This window comes from Parabacteroides sp. CH2-D42-20 (genome assembly GCF_003670185.1).
GTDB lineage: Bacteria > Bacteroidota > Bacteroidia > Bacteroidales > Tannerellaceae > Parabacteroides > Parabacteroides distasonis.
In genome coordinates this window covers 162,048-178,594 of the sequence record NZ_RAYG01000001.1, presented here as the reverse complement: position 1 = coordinate 178,594, position 16,547 = coordinate 162,048, and the positions used below count along the sequence as shown (strand labels likewise).

At 44.8% G+C, this 16,547-nt stretch carries 11 protein-coding genes; 8 read left to right on the top strand and 3 right to left on the bottom strand.

Annotated features, from left to right (window positions below; all coding sequences use genetic code 11):
• Positions 1 to 27: 27 nt before the first annotated feature.
• The 5 genes from D7V92_RS00610 (at position 28) to rsgA (ending at position 5,616) form a co-directional block, all read left to right on the top strand.
• Positions 28 to 1,836: a DUF4980 domain-containing protein gene (locus D7V92_RS00610; protein WP_121772076.1), complete on the top strand. Its 1,809-nt coding sequence runs from the start codon at positions 28 to 30 to the stop codon at positions 1,834 to 1,836.
• A gap of 18 nt (positions 1,837 to 1,854) precedes the next feature.
• Complete coding sequence (locus tag D7V92_RS00605; RefSeq protein WP_044545429.1) at positions 1,855 to 2,727, top strand: carbohydrate kinase; 873 nt, start codon at positions 1,855 to 1,857, stop codon at positions 2,725 to 2,727.
• Between the two features lie 3 nt (positions 2,728 to 2,730).
• Positions 2,731 to 3,897 (top strand): MFS transporter, encoded by a 1,167-nt coding sequence (locus D7V92_RS00600; protein WP_121772075.1) that lies wholly within the window; start codon positions 2,731 to 2,733, stop codon positions 3,895 to 3,897.
• A 127-nt stretch (positions 3,898 to 4,024) separates the two neighbouring features.
• A complete protein-coding gene (frr, locus tag D7V92_RS00595; protein WP_005859749.1) occupies positions 4,025 to 4,588 on the top strand; it encodes a ribosome recycling factor in 564 nt (187 codons plus the stop codon).
• Between the two features lie 95 nt (positions 4,589 to 4,683).
• Positions 4,684 to 5,616: a ribosome small subunit-dependent GTPase A gene (gene rsgA / locus D7V92_RS00590; protein WP_121772074.1), complete on the top strand. Its 933-nt coding sequence runs from the start codon at positions 4,684 to 4,686 to the stop codon at positions 5,614 to 5,616.
• A gap of 15 nt (positions 5,617 to 5,631) precedes the next feature.
• Here the strand turns inward: rsgA and dgt are convergent, their stop codons facing one another.
• Positions 5,632 to 6,957 (bottom strand): dGTP triphosphohydrolase, encoded by a 1,326-nt coding sequence (gene dgt / locus D7V92_RS00585; protein WP_121772073.1) that lies wholly within the window; start codon positions 6,955 to 6,957, stop codon positions 5,632 to 5,634.
• 634 nt (positions 6,958 to 7,591) lie between these two features.
• Between dgt and D7V92_RS00580 the strand changes: the two genes are divergently transcribed.
• The 3 genes from D7V92_RS00580 to D7V92_RS00570 all read left to right on the top strand — a co-directional run bounded on the left by D7V92_RS00580 (position 7,592) and on the right by D7V92_RS00570 (position 15,045).
• Positions 7,592 to 10,627 carry a SusC/RagA family TonB-linked outer membrane protein gene (locus D7V92_RS00580; protein ID WP_005867376.1) on the top strand — a complete coding sequence of 1,012 codons (3,036 nt, stop codon included), beginning with the start codon at positions 7,592 to 7,594 and terminating at the stop codon, positions 10,625 to 10,627.
• 18 nt (positions 10,628 to 10,645) lie between these two features.
• Positions 10,646 to 12,298: a SusD/RagB family nutrient-binding outer membrane lipoprotein gene (locus tag D7V92_RS00575; RefSeq protein WP_121772072.1), complete on the top strand. Its 1,653-nt coding sequence runs from the start codon at positions 10,646 to 10,648 to the stop codon at positions 12,296 to 12,298.
• Positions 12,299 to 12,411: 113 nt separating this feature from the next.
• Positions 12,412 to 15,045, top strand: a complete 2,634-nt coding sequence (locus D7V92_RS00570; RefSeq protein WP_121772071.1) for a glycoside hydrolase family 2 TIM barrel-domain containing protein — start codon at positions 12,412 to 12,414, stop codon at positions 15,043 to 15,045.
• Here the strand turns inward: D7V92_RS00570 and D7V92_RS00565 are convergent.
• Together D7V92_RS00565 and D7V92_RS00560 are read right to left on the bottom strand one after the other, a co-directional pair.
• Positions 15,024 to 15,626 carry an L-threonylcarbamoyladenylate synthase gene (locus tag D7V92_RS00565; protein WP_005867379.1) on the bottom strand — a complete coding sequence of 201 codons (603 nt, stop codon included), beginning with the start codon at positions 15,624 to 15,626 and terminating at the stop codon, positions 15,024 to 15,026. The genes D7V92_RS00570 and D7V92_RS00565 overlap by 22 nt on opposite strands.
• A gap of 1 nt (position 15,627) precedes the next feature.
• Positions 15,628 to 16,485, bottom strand: coding sequence for an enoyl-ACP reductase (locus D7V92_RS00560; protein ID WP_005859732.1), 858 nt, complete (start codon positions 16,483 to 16,485; stop codon positions 15,628 to 15,630).
• Positions 16,486 to 16,547 lie beyond the last annotated feature (62 nt).

Sequence of the window (16,547 nt, the reverse complement as noted above, 5' to 3'; positions counted from 1 at the left end):
CTGTATTATCCTTTAATCCGTTCGTTTATGAAACAACAAACAAAGAGACTTCTTAAGAGTTTATGTATGGCTGTCGGTGTCGTTTTATTAAGTACTGTCGATCCGTTGGCCGGATATGCGACAGAACGTACTATAGATATAAAGCATCTGGGCGAAGGACAAAGCATTGTCCGTGTGGATGCGCAAGCCAAGTATTTGTTGCTTCCGGTCGAGGAGTCCTCGCCGGAATCCAAGTTATATATGATTGTCGATAATGACGTGGTACGGACTTTTAATGTTCGTTTGGCGGTGAATAAGGTGGATTATTTCGTTTCGGTAGATCTCTCGGGGTATGCGGATAAGCATATCTCCTTCAACTTCCAGCTTGCCCCGGAATCGGCTCTTTGCTGGAAAGAGATGAAGCTATCCGATCAGTTTGATTCGTCTAACCGGGAGAAATTCCGTCCGGCTTATCATTTCTCGCCGGCTTGGGGATGGATGAATGATCCGAACGGCATGGTGTACAAGGATGGTGAGTATCATTTGTTCTATCAATACAATCCGTATGGCTCGATGTGGGGGAATATGCACTGGGGGCATGCGATCAGCAAGGACTTGATTCATTGGGAGCATCAACCGGTGGCGATCGCTCCGGATGCCTTGGGTACGATCTTCAGCGGTAGCTGTGTGGTGGATAAGGATAATACCGCCGGTTTTGGCGCTGGCGCTATCGTGGCTTTCTATACCTCGGCCAGCGACCGGCAAGTGCAGAGTATGGCCTATAGCTTGGACAACGGCCGGACGTTCAAGAAATATGACCGGAATCCGATTCTTACTTCTACGCAACGTGATTTCCGTGACCCGAAAGTCTTCTGGCATAAGGAATCCAATAAATGGATCATGGTGCTCGCCGTAGGGCAGGAGATGCAACTCTATTCTTCTCCCAATTTGAAGGACTGGACGTATGAGAGCAGTTTCGGGGAAGGACAAGGAGCGCATGCGGGCGTTTGGGAATGCCCGGACTTGATCGAGCTTCCGGTGAAGGGTACGGAATTGAAGAAGTGGGTCTTGATCTGTAATATCAATCCCGGCGGTCCGTTTGGCGGCTCCGCTACCCAATATTTCGTAGGTACGTTCGATGGGAAACAGTTCGTGAATGAATCTCCGGCCTTGACCAAATGGATGGATTACGGCAAGGATCATTACGCTACGGTAACTTGGAGTAACGCTCCGGAGGACCGGAAGATCGCCTTGGCTTGGATGAGCAATTGGGAGTACGCGAATAACGTGCCGACCTCGCAATACCGGAGCGCGAACTCGGTTCCTCGCGACTTGGCTCTTTATACGAAAAACGGACAGACGTATTTGAGCAGTACCCCGTCTCCCGAAATGTTGAAATTGAGAGGTAAAGCCCAGAAGAAAGGTTCCTTCAAGGTAGACCGTTCCCATGAGGTCAATCCGATACTTTCCGATCATACGGGAACCTATGAGATCGAGATCAAGTTTAAGAATAACGGAGCCGATATCATGAGCTTCCAGTTGTTTAACTCGAAAGGCGAGGAAGTGGAGATGTATTATAATCTTCTGGATAATACGTTCACGATGGATCGCCGTAACAGCGGGGCTACGGATTTTAGCAAGACATTCGCCACGGCTACCTCGGCCCCGATCTCCGCCGCTAAGGAATATACCTTACGCTTGTTGGTAGACAATTGTAGCATAGAGGCCTTCGACGGGAATGGAGAGTTTGTCATGACCAACCTAGTCTTCCCGGAAGAGCCGTATAATCGCATTAGTTTCAATGCGAAGGGAGGAGCGTTTACGGTTACGTCATTAACCATTTATCCCTTCAAATAATTAAAAACAAAATATATCATGGAAAAGAGTAAACCTGTAGTAGTAGGCATTGGTGAATTATTGTGGGATGTTTTCCCGGAAGTGAAGAAAGCCGGTGGAGCGCCGATTAATTTTGTGTATCACGCTACCCAATTAGGAGCGGAAGGTTACGCGATCAGTGCCGTGGGCAACGACGTGTTCGGAACCGAGATTATTCAGGAATTGGATAAGAACGGTATCGATAGTAATTATATCAGTACGGTGGAATATCCGACCGGAAGCGTGATGGTAGAGCTAAAGAACGGCATCCCTTCCTATACGATCATCGAAGGTGTGGCATGGGATCATATCCCTCTTACCCAAGCGTCTATCGACCTGATGAAACGTGCGGACGCCGTATGCTTCGGAACATTGGCGCAACGTGCCGCGGAATCTCGTGAGACGCTTCGTACCTTGCTTTCTTATATGCCTAGTCATGCCTTGCGCTTTTTCGATATCAATATCCGTCAGCATTTCTATTCGAAGGAGCTGATCGAATCGTTGCTCGAATTGGCGAACGTATTCAAGATCAATGATGAGGAATTGGAAATGCTTCGCCCGATGTTTGGTCTGGAAGGCACGATAGAGGATATGTGTCGCTGGTTCATGAAGAAATATGGTTTGCGCTATTTGGTACTTACGGCCGGGGCGGAGTATAGTACGATCTTTTCCGAGGAGGAGGTCTCTACGATTCCTACCCCGAAGGTACAGGTGGTAGATACGGTAGGCGCCGGCGATTCTTTCTCCGGGGCGTTTATTTCATCGATCTTAACCGGAAAACCTTTACGTGAGGCACATGAGAAAGCGGTAACAGTAGCCGCTTATGTTTGTACGCAGAGTGGCGCATGGCCTGCTTACCCTAAAGATTTATAAGCCATGAGCGAGAAGACTTCATCCTTGAAATTGATTCCCGTGATGTTGGCGTTCTTCGCCATGGGATTCGTGGACTTAGTGGGAATCGCCTCTAATTACCTGAAAGCGGATTTAGGCTTGAGTGATTCGGAGGCGAATATCTTCCCGTCGCTCGTGTTTTTCTGGTTCTTGATCTTCTCCGTCCCGACGGGGATGTTGATGAACCGTATCGGGCGGAAAAAGACCGTGTTATTGAGCTTGATCGTAACGTTTCTTTCACTGGTGATCCCGATCTTCGACGACGCGTATATGGTCATGTTGATATCCTTCTCCCTGTTGGGTATCGGCAACGCTTTGATGCAGACTTCCTTGAACCCGTTATTATCGAATATCGTAAGCGGGGATAAACTAGCTAGTTCTTTGACATTCGGTCAGTTCGTGAAGGCGATCGCCTCCTTCTTGGCGCCTTATATTGCTATGTGGGGCGCTACCCAAGCGATACCGTCGATGGGACTCGGTTGGCGTGTCTTGTTTCCGGTCTATATGGTGATCGCCGTGATCGCTATCCTGCTATTGGGAGCTACCACTATCCATGAGATCAAAGAGGAGGGGCGGCCCTCCACCTTTGGCGAATGTCTGGCTTTGCTGGGCAAGCCTTTTATCCTGCTTTGCTTTATCGGTATCATGTGCCATGTGGGGATCGATGTAGGGACGAATACGACCGCCCCGAAGATCTTGATGGAACGTCTAGGCATGACGTTGGCCGACGCAGGCTTCGCCACGAGCCTGTATTTCATCTTCCGTACGGCGGGATGCTTCTCCGGGGCTTTTATCTTGCGAAAAGTCTCTCCGAAAGGATTCTTTGCCTTTAGTGTTTTCTTGATGTTATTGGCGATGATCGGTCTGCTGTTCTTCCATTCGAAAGAGATCATCTATGCTTGTATCGCCTTGATCGGCTTTGGAAACTCGAACGTCTTCTCCATTATTTTCGCCCAAGCCCTGCTTTCTATGCCGAATAAGCAAAATGAGGTGTCCGGCTTGATGATTATGGGACTGTTTGGCGGCACGATCTTCCCGATCTTTATGGGCGTGGCATCCGATATGTTGGCTTCTCAAGTAGGGGCGGTGCTGGTGTTGTGCGTGGGTGTAGCCTACTTACTATTCTTTACGTCTAAGTTAAGTAAACAGTGAAGGTGATAAGCTTTTATACGGTACTATAAATCTTTTGTTAGGGAGTATTTTAATTATATGTTTGCGAAGTTGGAAATCTTTATTACTTTTGTTAATTAAAAGATTCGCAAACAAAAAACGTATATTTATGATAGATACGAAACAATTGATCAAAGCAGGGGAAGAGAAGATGACGTTCGCCATTGAGTATCTGGACGAGCAATTGTCTCACATTCGGGCTGGTAAGGCTAATCCGAAAATCCTCGATTGTGTGAAGGTAATGTATTATGGGGCGCCTGTTCCTCTTACTAACGTGGCTACGGTGACGGTTCCAGACGCACGGACTATCATGATCACTCCGTGGGAGAAGAAGATCATCCGCGATATTGAGAAAGGTATTCTGGATTCTGAGTTAGGTATCACGCCGGAGAATAACGGTGAGGTGATCCGCTTAGGTATTCCTCCGTTGACTGAGGAGCGTCGCCGTCAATTGGTGAAACAATGTAAGCAGGAGGCGGAGAATGCGAAGATCAGCGTTCGTAACGCTCGTCGTGACGCTATTGAGGCTTTGAAGAAAAGCATCAAGTCTGATGGGGTTCCCGAGGACGTAGAGAAAGACGCCGAGGCAGAGGTTCAGAAAATCCATGATAAGTTTATCAAAAAGATCGATGAGCTTTACGCCGCTAAAGAAAAAGAAGTAATGACCGTTTAAATAATTGAAAGTTGAAACTTGAGAATTGAGAATTAAGGAACCCCATTGAGTCCTTATTCCAATTCTCAATTTTCAATTCTCAATTTTCAATTCTCATGAGGGGACTGGTAATAAAAAACACAGGTAGTTGGTATACGGTCCGTACGGAAGACGGGCGAGATATAGAGAGTAAGATCAAGGGTAACTTTCGTATGAAAGACATAAAGAGTACCAATCCGGTCGCGGTAGGAGACCGTGTCGTAATCGATATTAATAAAGAAGGAACCGCTTTTATTACAGAGATCGAGGAGCGTAAGAATTACATCATCCGTCGTGCCTCTAACTTATCGAAGCAATCGCATATTATTGCCGCGAACTTGGATCAGGCGATGCTGATCGTTACGGTGAATTATCCTATAACAACAACGATATTTATCGATCGCTTCTTGGCGACAGCCGAGGCTTATCGTGTCCCCGTTAAATTAGTTTTCAATAAGATTGATCGTTATAATAATGAGGATCAAAGAGCGTTGGAGAATTTAATCGAGTTGTATACCTCGATAGGTTATCCCTGTTCGACGCTATGTGCCCGGACCGAGGAAGGTTTGGATGCCTTGAAAGCGGATCTAAAAGATAAGATTACGCTTTTGTCCGGCCATTCGGGTGTCGGAAAATCCACGATTATCAATAAACTGGTGCCGGGGGTGAATCTCCGTACCGGTGATATCTCCGAATATCATAACAAAGGAATGCATACGACCACCTTTTCTGAGATGATTTCTCTTCCCGGGGGAGGCTATTTGATCGATACTCCAGGTATCAAAGGATTTGGAACGATCGAGATGGCGGACGCTGAGATCTCCCATTATTTCCGGGAGTTGTTTAAATACTCGGAAGAATGCCGTTTCAATAACTGCACGCACCGTCATGAACCGGGCTGCGCCGTTATTCAAGCCGTTAACGATGGGCTAATCAGCGAGTCCCGCTATAAAAGCTATCTAAGCATCTTGGATGATCGCATGGAAAGCAAGTACCGGGAAGAATTCTAACACATTATTACAACATCAAACGGCCGGCAGGCTCATACCGGTGATTTTACGGTATAGATCGAGCGCATATACATCGGTCATGCCGGAGATATAATCGAGTACGCATTGTATCTTGCCATATGTAGTAGGAGCTTTCGTGTCATATTGCTCCGGTATCCGTTGTAAGAGCAGTTTGCTGTAAGCATGCTCTTGGTTCATCACGGCCTCGGTCAAGCTGTCGATCAGATGGCTGAAAATATGATAACCGGCTAATTCAATGTCGAGCACTTCTTTTGCCTTATATATTTTCTTGTATGCTGTAGCCGAGCAATTAGCGTAAGCCTGTTTGGCTTGATCGCATATGTTACTGATTAACGGAGTGCTGTAGGTACCATTGAGGATGCTTTCCTCGTTCTCTAAAAAGACACGGGAACATTCATCCACTAATAGCCCGATAATACAAGAACGCAGATAGGCGATTTGCTCATTGGTATCGTCTACCATATGCATGACCTTGCGGATATGCTCCAGCCGCTCTCCTTCGAAAAATCCCAATAATAGTTGTATGGCCTCTTCGGTGGTCAGGATATGTAGTTTGCAAGCATCTTCTATATCCATAATTTGATAGCAGATATCGTCTGCCGCCTCTACTAAGTAAACTAACGGGTAACGAAGAAATTTGTCCGGGGCTTCCGGGTTATGCCCGATCCCCAGCTCTTGGGCGATTTGCAGATAACTTCCCTCCTCCGATTGGAAAAAGCCGAATTTCCCTTTCTTTCCTGAATAGATGGATGCGTAAGGATATTTGATGATAGAGGCTAATGTGCTATATGTTAAGGCAAATCCCCCTTTTCTGCGTCCAATGAACTGATGGGTCAGCAACCGCATGGCGTTTGCGTTACCTTCAAAATGGACGAAGTCTTCCCAGCGTCCCCGTTCCTTCCGTACTTTCTCTTCTAGTTTTCGCCCATTCCCTTCGGAGAAGTAAGCGGAGATCGCTCTCTCTCCGGAATGCCCGAATGGAGGGTTTCCCATATCATGGGCAAGGCAAGCGGCTGATACGATGGAACCTATCTCTGGGAAGTTGATACTGCCGTCCGGATATTTTTGCATAAGTCCTTTCGCTACGTTATTACCCAATGAACGTCCTACGCATGATACTTCCAGACTATGTGTAAGTCGGTTATGTACAAAGATACTTCCCGGAAGGGGGAACACCTGTGTCTTGTTTTGTAGTCTTCGAAAAGGGGATGAGAAAATCAAACGGTCATAGTCACGTTGGAAATCAGTTCTCTCATGTTTCCGCTCGTGATACTCTTCCATCCCGAAACGCTTGCCGGATAATAGCTGGGTCCAGTTCATAGTCAATACATTAATATATATATATCGCAAATGTAGAGATAATCTGTGCAAATCATTGAATATTTGTGGAAGAAATTAGAGTTAATGGTTAATTTCCTGACTGAGTTGTTTTCGAAGCTTGTAAATAAAGCTGTAATTTTATTCCAAGATGATAGTCAGATAGCGATTGGATGTTATAGGATGTTATAGGAGGAAGAAGATAATGAAGGAAAATTATGTTAATTGAAATTTGTTGTTAGTTTCATTAGAACTAAATCAAATTAACATATTTAATTTATTGAGGGATGATGAAAATTTGACTATGTGTTATCGCAAACACCTGAAAAAGTGAGGAACATACTGATTTTTGTTACGTTTTAACTTGTATGTATAGTTATTATATATATATTTGTCTGTCAAAACATGAAAAACGACTTAGTTCTAATGATACTACGTTGTTATTATTATTTAAAATAGAACCGTTTGATTTTAAATAGAAAGAGATTTCTGTATGAACATAATAATAACTTTAAACAAAAAAGAGTAAATGCCTATGCACTAAAAAAGAAAGAAAAGAGAGCCCGATCTCTCTAAAAAGAGTATGAAAATTAAAAAAGCACAAATGTAGAATCACTTAAATCAAAAACGATTTTTCATGAGAAAGTCATTTATCTTATTATTGGCGTTTTTTCTGTGTGTTACAGGATATGCACAGAAACTAACGATTAGTGGTGTCGTCATTGACAAGGATCTAAATGAGCCACTAACAGGAGTGAACGTGTTAGTAAAAGGTACGACAACCGGTACCATTACTGACTTTGATGGAAAATATACCTTGGAGGCTGACGCAAACTCTATTTTGGTATTCTCTTATTTAAGTATGAAAACGATTGAGGAGCCTGTAAATGGCCGTACGAAAATCGATGTTACGATGGTTTCAGACGCAGAGGCTTTGGATGAGGTTGTCGTAACGGCGATGGGTATCAAACGTGAATCAAAGACTTTGACCTATTCCGCACAAACGGTAGGCGGTAAGGACTTGAACGAGATTAAGAATGTGAATATGATCAACTCTTTACAAGGAAAGAGCGCTGGTTTGCAGATTACCCCGAACTCTACGGGTGCGGGTGGTTCTTCCAAGATCTTGTTCCGTGGTAATAAATCTATTAGTGGTAATAATCAGCCGTTGATCGTTGTGGATGGTGTTCCTATGATGATGAATGTCTCGGATTCACAGATTGATGGATCTTATGGTGGTGGTCGTGACGGTGGTGATGCCATGTCTACTATCAACCCGGACGATATCGCTCAGATTACCTTGTTGAAAGGTGCTTCCGCCGCTGCTTTGTATGGTGCGGTCGCTGCCAACGGTGCCATTATGGTTACGACTAAGTCGTCGCAGTCTGGAAAAGTCGCTATAAATGTATCTAGCAATACGACGGTTGAGACTCCGATGGTGTTACCGAAGTTCCAGAATTCTTATGGCGTAAGTAACCAAGGAACGTTTAGCTGGGGCGATAAGCTTGCTTCTTCTTCTCCAAACTATGCGAAGGATTATTATAATCTTGGCTATACGACCAACAACTCTATCTCGTTGGCTGGTGGTAATGATAATATCTCATCTTATTTTTCTTATGCGAATGTATCTTCTAATGGTATCGTTCCGGAGAATACATATATGAGCCATAACTTGCTAGCGAAGGTTGGCTTTAACCTATGGACAAAACTTCATGTAGACGTGTCTGCTCGTTATAATAATCAGCATATTGAGAACCAGCCGACTGCCGGTTATGTAGGTAATCCTACTTTGGGCGCTTACTTGTTTCCAAGAGGAGAGGACTGGGATTATTATAAGAGTAACTATGAGGTATACGATGGTACAAGAAATATAAATGTACACAATTGGACAAATACCGCTCAAGAGCAGTTCTCCAATCCATACTGGATGTTGAATCGCCAAAAACCGGTTTCTTATCGTAATCGCTATGAGTTTGGCGGTAGTGTCAAGTATGACATAATGGAAGGTCTTTCTGTTACAGGTCGCCTGCGTTATGAACGTGGTGATGAGACATGGAACTTGAATGAATATGCGTCTAGTACAGCAGGCCGTAACTTGCTGGGTACGATGAAAGACACACGCGTGAATAGCGAGCAGACTTATGGTGATTTGTTGGCCCAATATAATAAGACTTGGGAGGATACTTATTCTTTGTCTGTAACCGCGGGTGGAAGCTACCAAAAGACAAAAAGTTCTTCTTTAGAATTGATCGGTTGGGGTGATTCTCAGTTCTCTGTTAACGATGCGGGCGTGATTACAAGTGGTGCTTACTATCCTAATATCTTCTCTCCGGCTAACTATTATAAATTACAGACTACAAAGACTTTGGCCGAGAAACGTTTGAATTCAGTGTTTGCTACTGCCCAATTTGGTTATAAGGAAGGTCTGTTTATAGATGTTAGTGCCCGTAACGACTGGTCCTCAACATTGGCGTTTACAGATGGTGTTTCATTCTTCTATCCGTCTGTTGGAGCAAGTGTTTTGTTGGATAGATTTATTGATTTCGGCAAGAACGTGGATTTATTCAAGTTACGTGCTTCTTATTCTATTGTAGGTAACGATGTGCCTATCGGTGTGACCAACGAGCGTTATACATTAGGAGATCAAGGAGCGTTGAATCCGCCGGAAAAATCATCTTTCCGTACGTTGAAACCAGAAAAGACAAATTCGTTGGAAGTCGGCTTTGATGGTACATTCTTCCAGAATCGTTTCAACGTAAATTTGACCTATTATAAGACAAATACCAAGAATCAATATTTTGACATCTCCGCTCCATGGGAAACTGGTTTGAAGAGCCGTTATATTAATGCTGGTAACGTACAGAACCAAGGTTTCGAGGTTAGTCTAGGTTGGTATAATCAATTTACGGATAATTTCAGCTGGAGCACGAACTTTAACTTCTCTTACAATAATAACAAGATTATAGAGTTGGCCGACGAGCTTTCCGAGTGGAACCTGACAAGTTATTGTACAGGTGCCAAAGTGCTCTTGAAAGAAGGTGGGCATTTCGGAGACCTTTATGTTCGCGACTTACAACGTGATGATAACGGAAAGCCTATTGTCTCTGATACCGGTGCCCCTGTATTAGCTGGATCCGATAATAAAGATCTTGTTTATGCGGGCGATATGAATGCGAAAGTGAACATGGGTTGGACAAATACCTTCCACTATAAAGATTTCACGTTGTCATTCTTAATCGATGCGAAGGTTGGCGGTAAGGTCTTGTCGATGACTGAGGCTACCATGGATGGTTGGGGTGTTTCCGAACGTTCTGGTTTGGCTCGTGACGCAGGTTTTGTAGAGGTCGATGGAGTACAATTTGATCCGCAATTGTATTATTCAACTACCGGTGGTACAAGCTACAACTCTAATATCTTGACTTCCCAGTACGTATATGACGCAACTAATGTTCGTTTGCGTGAGTTATCATTTGGTTATACCTTCCGCAACTTGTTTGGCGCAGGTAAAAACTTGACCGCTTCTATCATTGGACGTAACTTGTTCTTCTTCTATAAGGATGCTCCGATGGATCCGGATGTAGCTGCTGGAACGGGTAATGGCTGGCAGGGTATCGATATGTTTGCGTTGCCGACAACCCGTAGCTTTGGTTTGAACTTAAAACTTAATTTCTAAATCTTACAGGTATTACTTATGAAACTAAATAGAATTCTAAAATATGCGGCTGTATCAGCTTTAGCTTTTAGCACAGGATTAACAACCGTGAGCTGTACAGACGATTTTGAGACATTGAATACCGATCAGTATGAGGTAGACCCGAACACGCTTCCTTTCTCCGCGCAGTTTAAAGAACCGCTGTCTTATGTATATGCTCCGCAACAGAACTTGTTCCAGTACTGCTTTAGTTTGAACGTAGACTTGTTTAGCGGTTATTTCATGACACCACATAATTTCAATGGTTCCGGTAACGTGGATTATGCGTTGAATCGTAGTTTTTGTGGAGGTATGTATGAGAATGTTTATTTACACATTTTCAATAATACACGTCGTTTGATCGCCTCTTGTGACGAACAAGGATTGACAGACTATGCGGGAATGATGCGTGTTGTTCAGGCTTATGCGATCCAGATGTTGACGGATGTTTACGGCCCGGTAGCCTATACGTCTTGTATCGAAGATCCGACAAATGGTGCTTCGTTCTCTTATGATACACAGCAGAGCATTTATAACTCCATTTTCGAATTGTTAGATAAAGCGCTTCAAGATTTCCAGAGTCCGAAATCCACATTGGAGGAGAGACAGTCATTCGACTATTGGTGTAATGGCGATTTGGATATGTGGATTCAAGTAGCCAATCAATTAAAGCTACGTGCAGCCTTGCGTATCGTGAAGGCCGACCCGACTTTAGCTAAACAAAAAGCTGAGGAGGCTGCCAAGGGAGCTATATTAAAACAGGATGTATTGATCAACAAGAGTTTGAGTAATGAGCAAACTCGTATGTTCGAATGGGGAGATAGTGGTATGAATGCTAACTTAACCACGATACTGGAAGGATTCCAAGATCCTCGCTTACCGCTGTATATGACGAAGAACCAAGCTGATGTTGAATGTGAGGATGGGAAGACGATTGCATCCGGTACTCAATATTTAGGTATTCGCGGCGGCTGTGACTTGCCTGCTAAACCGAATCAATGGGGTAACTTCTCGAAGATCGTTTGTTCTTATACAACAGCTTTACCGGTAATGATGGCAGCCGAAGGTTATTTCTTGCGTGCGGAAGGTGCGTTGCGTGGTTGGAGTAACATGGGAGGTACGGCGAAGGAACTGTATGAACAAGGTATCCGTGTTTCTATTAAGAATCAGTTGGCTTATAAGGGAAGTCTGGCCGGAGTAAGCTCAATTTCAGAAACAGAGATCGATGCTTATATCAGTGGCACGACAACACAAAAGGACTTCGTCGACCCGGTTAATGGTCAAAACAGCATCAAGGCTCAGAATGATATTACGGTTAAGTGGGATGAGAGCGCGACTAATGAGAAGAAATTACAACGTATCATTACACAGAAATGGATTGCGAACTTCCCGTTGTCTTGCGAGGCTTGGGCGGAATTTCGTCGTACAGGTTATCCGAAATTATTCCCGAACCGCGTGAATAAGAGTAATGGGGATATTGATACGAATGAACAGGTTCGTCGTTTATTGTATTCCGATAATGAGGATAATACGAATACCGTGGAATATCAAAAAGGTATCGAGCTGCTGAACCAAGAGAATACGGGTTCGATCTCCGGTGATAAAGGTGGTACTCATGTATGGTGGGATAAAGCTGGTGCAGGTAATTTCTAATCGGCATTAATAGGTTTTATTGTTAAATAATATGTAATGAAAGGGCTTCTTCGAGTTTGCGAAGAGGCCCTTCTGAATTTTGTAGTACTTTAGAAGGATAAATCTAAGATTATATGATGAACAGATGTATTTATTTATTTTGTTGGCTTTGTCTGGCTTGCTGGTTAAAGCCCGTATCAGCAGAGGAGCAAGCCTTGTTGGCGATCCCGGAGCCGGGAGAGAAAACCTTGATTCACTCAGATTGGTATGCCCGGAAAGCGAATGAAGTGAAAATGGATGGGAACCGGTTGAGCGCGGCGCCTTTGGATAAAACAGGATGGTTACCGGCCCGTGTGCCGGGCACGGTATTGACTACACTTTTGGAGAACCATATGTATCCGGCTCCCGAGTTCGGCTTGAATAACAATCTGATACCCGATATACATGAGGTCGGCAATGATTTCTATACTTATTGGTTTACTCGTCAGTTTAATATCAATAATTTACCAGAGGGACGTAATGTCTGGTTAAATTTCCGGGGCATTAATTATAAGGCGGAAATCTTTTTAAATGGTAAGCGGATCAATCGAAATACCCATGAGGGCATGTTCTTGAGGAAGACTTTTAATATAACCCCTTATCTTCGTACGGATGCCCCTAATGTATTAGCGGTATTGGTTTATCCACCTACACATGCCGGAAATCCGAATGGTGGACAAGGTGGCGATGGGCAGATCGCCCGGAATAATACGATGCAATATACGCCGGGTTGGGACTGGATACAACCGGTACGTGACCGGAATACGGGTATTTGGGATGAGGTCTCTATTACGACAACCGGGCCGGTATGCCTCTCTTCTCCTTATGTCGTGACCAAGGTACCCGGCGTACGTGATCCGGAAACGAAAACTCAAAGGGAGGCTTTTGTGAATACTTCTGTCGAGCTAGAGAATACCGGGAGCACTTCCTTAAAAGGACTATTGGTTTGTGAGACGAACGGAACCCGCTTAACCCAGCCGGTTACTTTATCGCCATTCGAGAAGAAAACGGTATCCTTGAATCCTTTAGCGGTAAAGAATCCTCGTTTATGGTGGCCTAACGGTATCGGTGAGCAGCCTTTATATGATATGAACCTCTCTTTTGAGATCGGGAATCAAGTGAGTGACCGTGAACGGTTGCGTTACGGTATCCGGGAGATTACTTCCGATAAATGCCCGGATAACGGGGGACGCCGTTTCTTCGTGAACGGACAGAAAATATACGTCACGGGTGGTAACTATATTAATTCCGATTGGCTGCTTCGTCTTTCTCCGGAACGTTATCGGGATGAGGTACGTTTCCATGCGGAAATGAATCTGCGTATGATCCGTGTATGGGGAGGTGCGTTGGTGGAACGGCCGGAATTCTATAACGCCTGTGATGAGTTCGGTATCTTAGTCTTTCAAGATCTGTGGGGCAGTGGTGATTGCAATGGCGCTTGGGAGGACCCGACCAAGATGGATTCCCGAGAGCGTCGTTGGGAATATCCTGATAATCACGATTTATTTATCGCCTCCGTGGAAGATCAAGTGAAAATGATCCGTAACCATCCGAGTCTTTGTTTCTGGTGTGGGGCGAATGAATGGCCTTTAGCGAAAGATATCGATCAATGTTTGAGAAAGGAGGTTTTCCCCCAGTTAGATCCGGAGCGTCTTTTCGTGAGTTTCTCTACAGATACGTTGTTTACCCGGAATTATTTGGGGGATAATGGGGATGGTCCTTACGGTATACAAGAGCCGGAATGGTTCTTTAGCTTCCGTTCGCATCCGTTTAATCCGGAAGCCGGATCGGTTGGTTCCCCGGAGGTCGAGAGTATGCGGGAGATGATGACGGAACAGGATTTGGCCGGTTTCCCAAGGAAAGGTTTTACTCGTAATTATACGTGGCGCTATCATAAGGATCTGGGCTATGGCGATCATCTGGAGCGATATGGGGAGGTGAAGGATATCGAGACCTATTGTAAGTATGCCCAAGTCGTGAATTATGACCAATATCGTAGTTTTATGGAAGGCTGGGCCTCTCATATGTGGGATTGGTATACGGGTATCTTGATCTGGAAAACCCAGAATCCATGGACATCCTTGCGGGGGCAAATGTATGATTGGTCTCTCGATGTAAATGCTTCCTTGTACGGAACCCGGAAAGGCTGTGAACCCTTACATGCCTATTATAACCCGGTAACCCGTAAGGCGGGATTGTTGAATACGACCCTGAAAGATTATACGGATTTATCGATTGTAGCCCGTATCTATAATCTGGAAGGCAAACTGCTTTGGGAGAAAGAGACGAGAGCGAGCTCCAAGGCGAATACGGTACAGGAATTATTGGATATCCCCGTTCCGGAAGGGATCAAAGGTGCTTATTTCTTACGGCTGGCTTTGAATGCGGACGTTCCCAATATTTATTGGCTGACAACCGAGCCGAAAGACTACACCAGCTTATCTCAACTTCCGAAGTCAAGACCGGATATCAAGACCGATATCAAGAAGGAAGGCTCGAATTTTGTGGGTACAGTCCGTCTGAGCGCTGATTCGCAGATCTCGTTCTTCAACCGTATCAAGGTCTTTGATAAGGAGACAGGCAAACGAATCTTACCGGTACATTATTCGGATAACTATATTACGCTAATGCCGGGTGACCAACAAGAAATAAGCTTGGAGTTCCCTGCTAATCTGCCGGAGGAGCGAATACAAATCGTGGTGGATAGCTACAATTCTCCTTTGCCTTGACGTACGATCTCGAAATTATCCGTCGTGCAATCTATAACCGTAGAGGCTTCCAATCCTCCGAAACCGCCATCGATTACGATATCCACTTGATGCTCGTATTTCTCGTGTATCAATTCCGGATCTGTCGTATATTCGATCACCTCATCCTCGTCACGGATGGACATGGTTAGGATTGGATTTCCCAAGGATTGTACCAATGTACGGGTAATGTTATTGTCCGGTACACGGATTCCGACTTCTTTCCGGTTCTTGTAAATCTTTGGAAGCTCGCTGCTGGTGGGTAAGATAAAGGTGAAAGGACCGGGCAGATGTTTCTTCATCAGTTTGAAAGCGGCGTTGCTTACCTTGGCGTATTCACTAAGATTAGACAGGTCGTAGCAGATGATAGACAGGTTGCTTTTCTGTGGATTAACTCCTTTCATCTGACATATTTTCTCTACCGCACGCACGTTTAACGCATCGCAACCGATCGCGTAAACCGTGTCGGTAGGATAAACGACAAGGCCGCCGTCCTGCAGGACTTTGACGACCTTGTCTATTTCTTTTTGATTCGGATTCTCCGGATAGATTCTCACTAACATATTAGCCGTAGATAATGTGTCCGTTCTCGTCTGTATATTCCTCTAATCCCTTACTGTATTGGTTCATGGCACGAAGGCTCATACCCATGCTTGAGAAACCACCGTCGTGGTATAGGTTCTGCATCGTTACCTTGCGGGTAAAGTCGGAGAACATCATTACGCAATAGTCCGCGCATTCGTCAGCGTTGGCGTTACCCAGTGGACTCATTTTGTTAGAAAAGTCCATCAAGTGTTCCATTCCCTTCACGCCACTACCTGCGGTTGTCATTGTCGGGGATTGGGAGATCGTGTTCACACGTACGCCTTTCTCACGGCCATAGATGTAACCGAAACTACGGGCGATAGATTCCAGCAGGCTCTTAGCGTCCGCCATATCGTTGTATCCGAAGAACGTGCGCTGGGCGGCCACATAACTTAATGCCACTACGGAACCATTCTCGGCGATAGCGTCTTGTTTCTTGGCTACCTGTAGCATCTTGTGGAAAGAGATAGCGGAGATATCCAACGTCTTTTCCAGCATTCCATAGTCCAGATCATCGTACGTACGTTTCTTGCGTACGTTCGGGCTCATACCGATAGAATGTAAAACAAAATCTATTTTACCACCTAATATTTCCACTGACTTCGCGAATACGGTCTCCAGATCCTCTACGCTGGTTGCGTCCGCCGGGATTACCTGCGCGTTCAACTTCTCCGCCAAAGCATCTACCTGACCCATACGAACAGCGATAGGCGTATTGCTTAACGTGATAGTCGCACCTTCCTCTACGGCTCTTTCTGCCACTTTCCAGGCGATAGACATATCGTTCAGCGCACCGAAGATAATGCCTCTCTTGCCTTTCAATAAATTATGACTCATACCTCTTGTTTATTAATTACGGCACAAACATACACAAAATGTGCAACATACGCAAATGAATA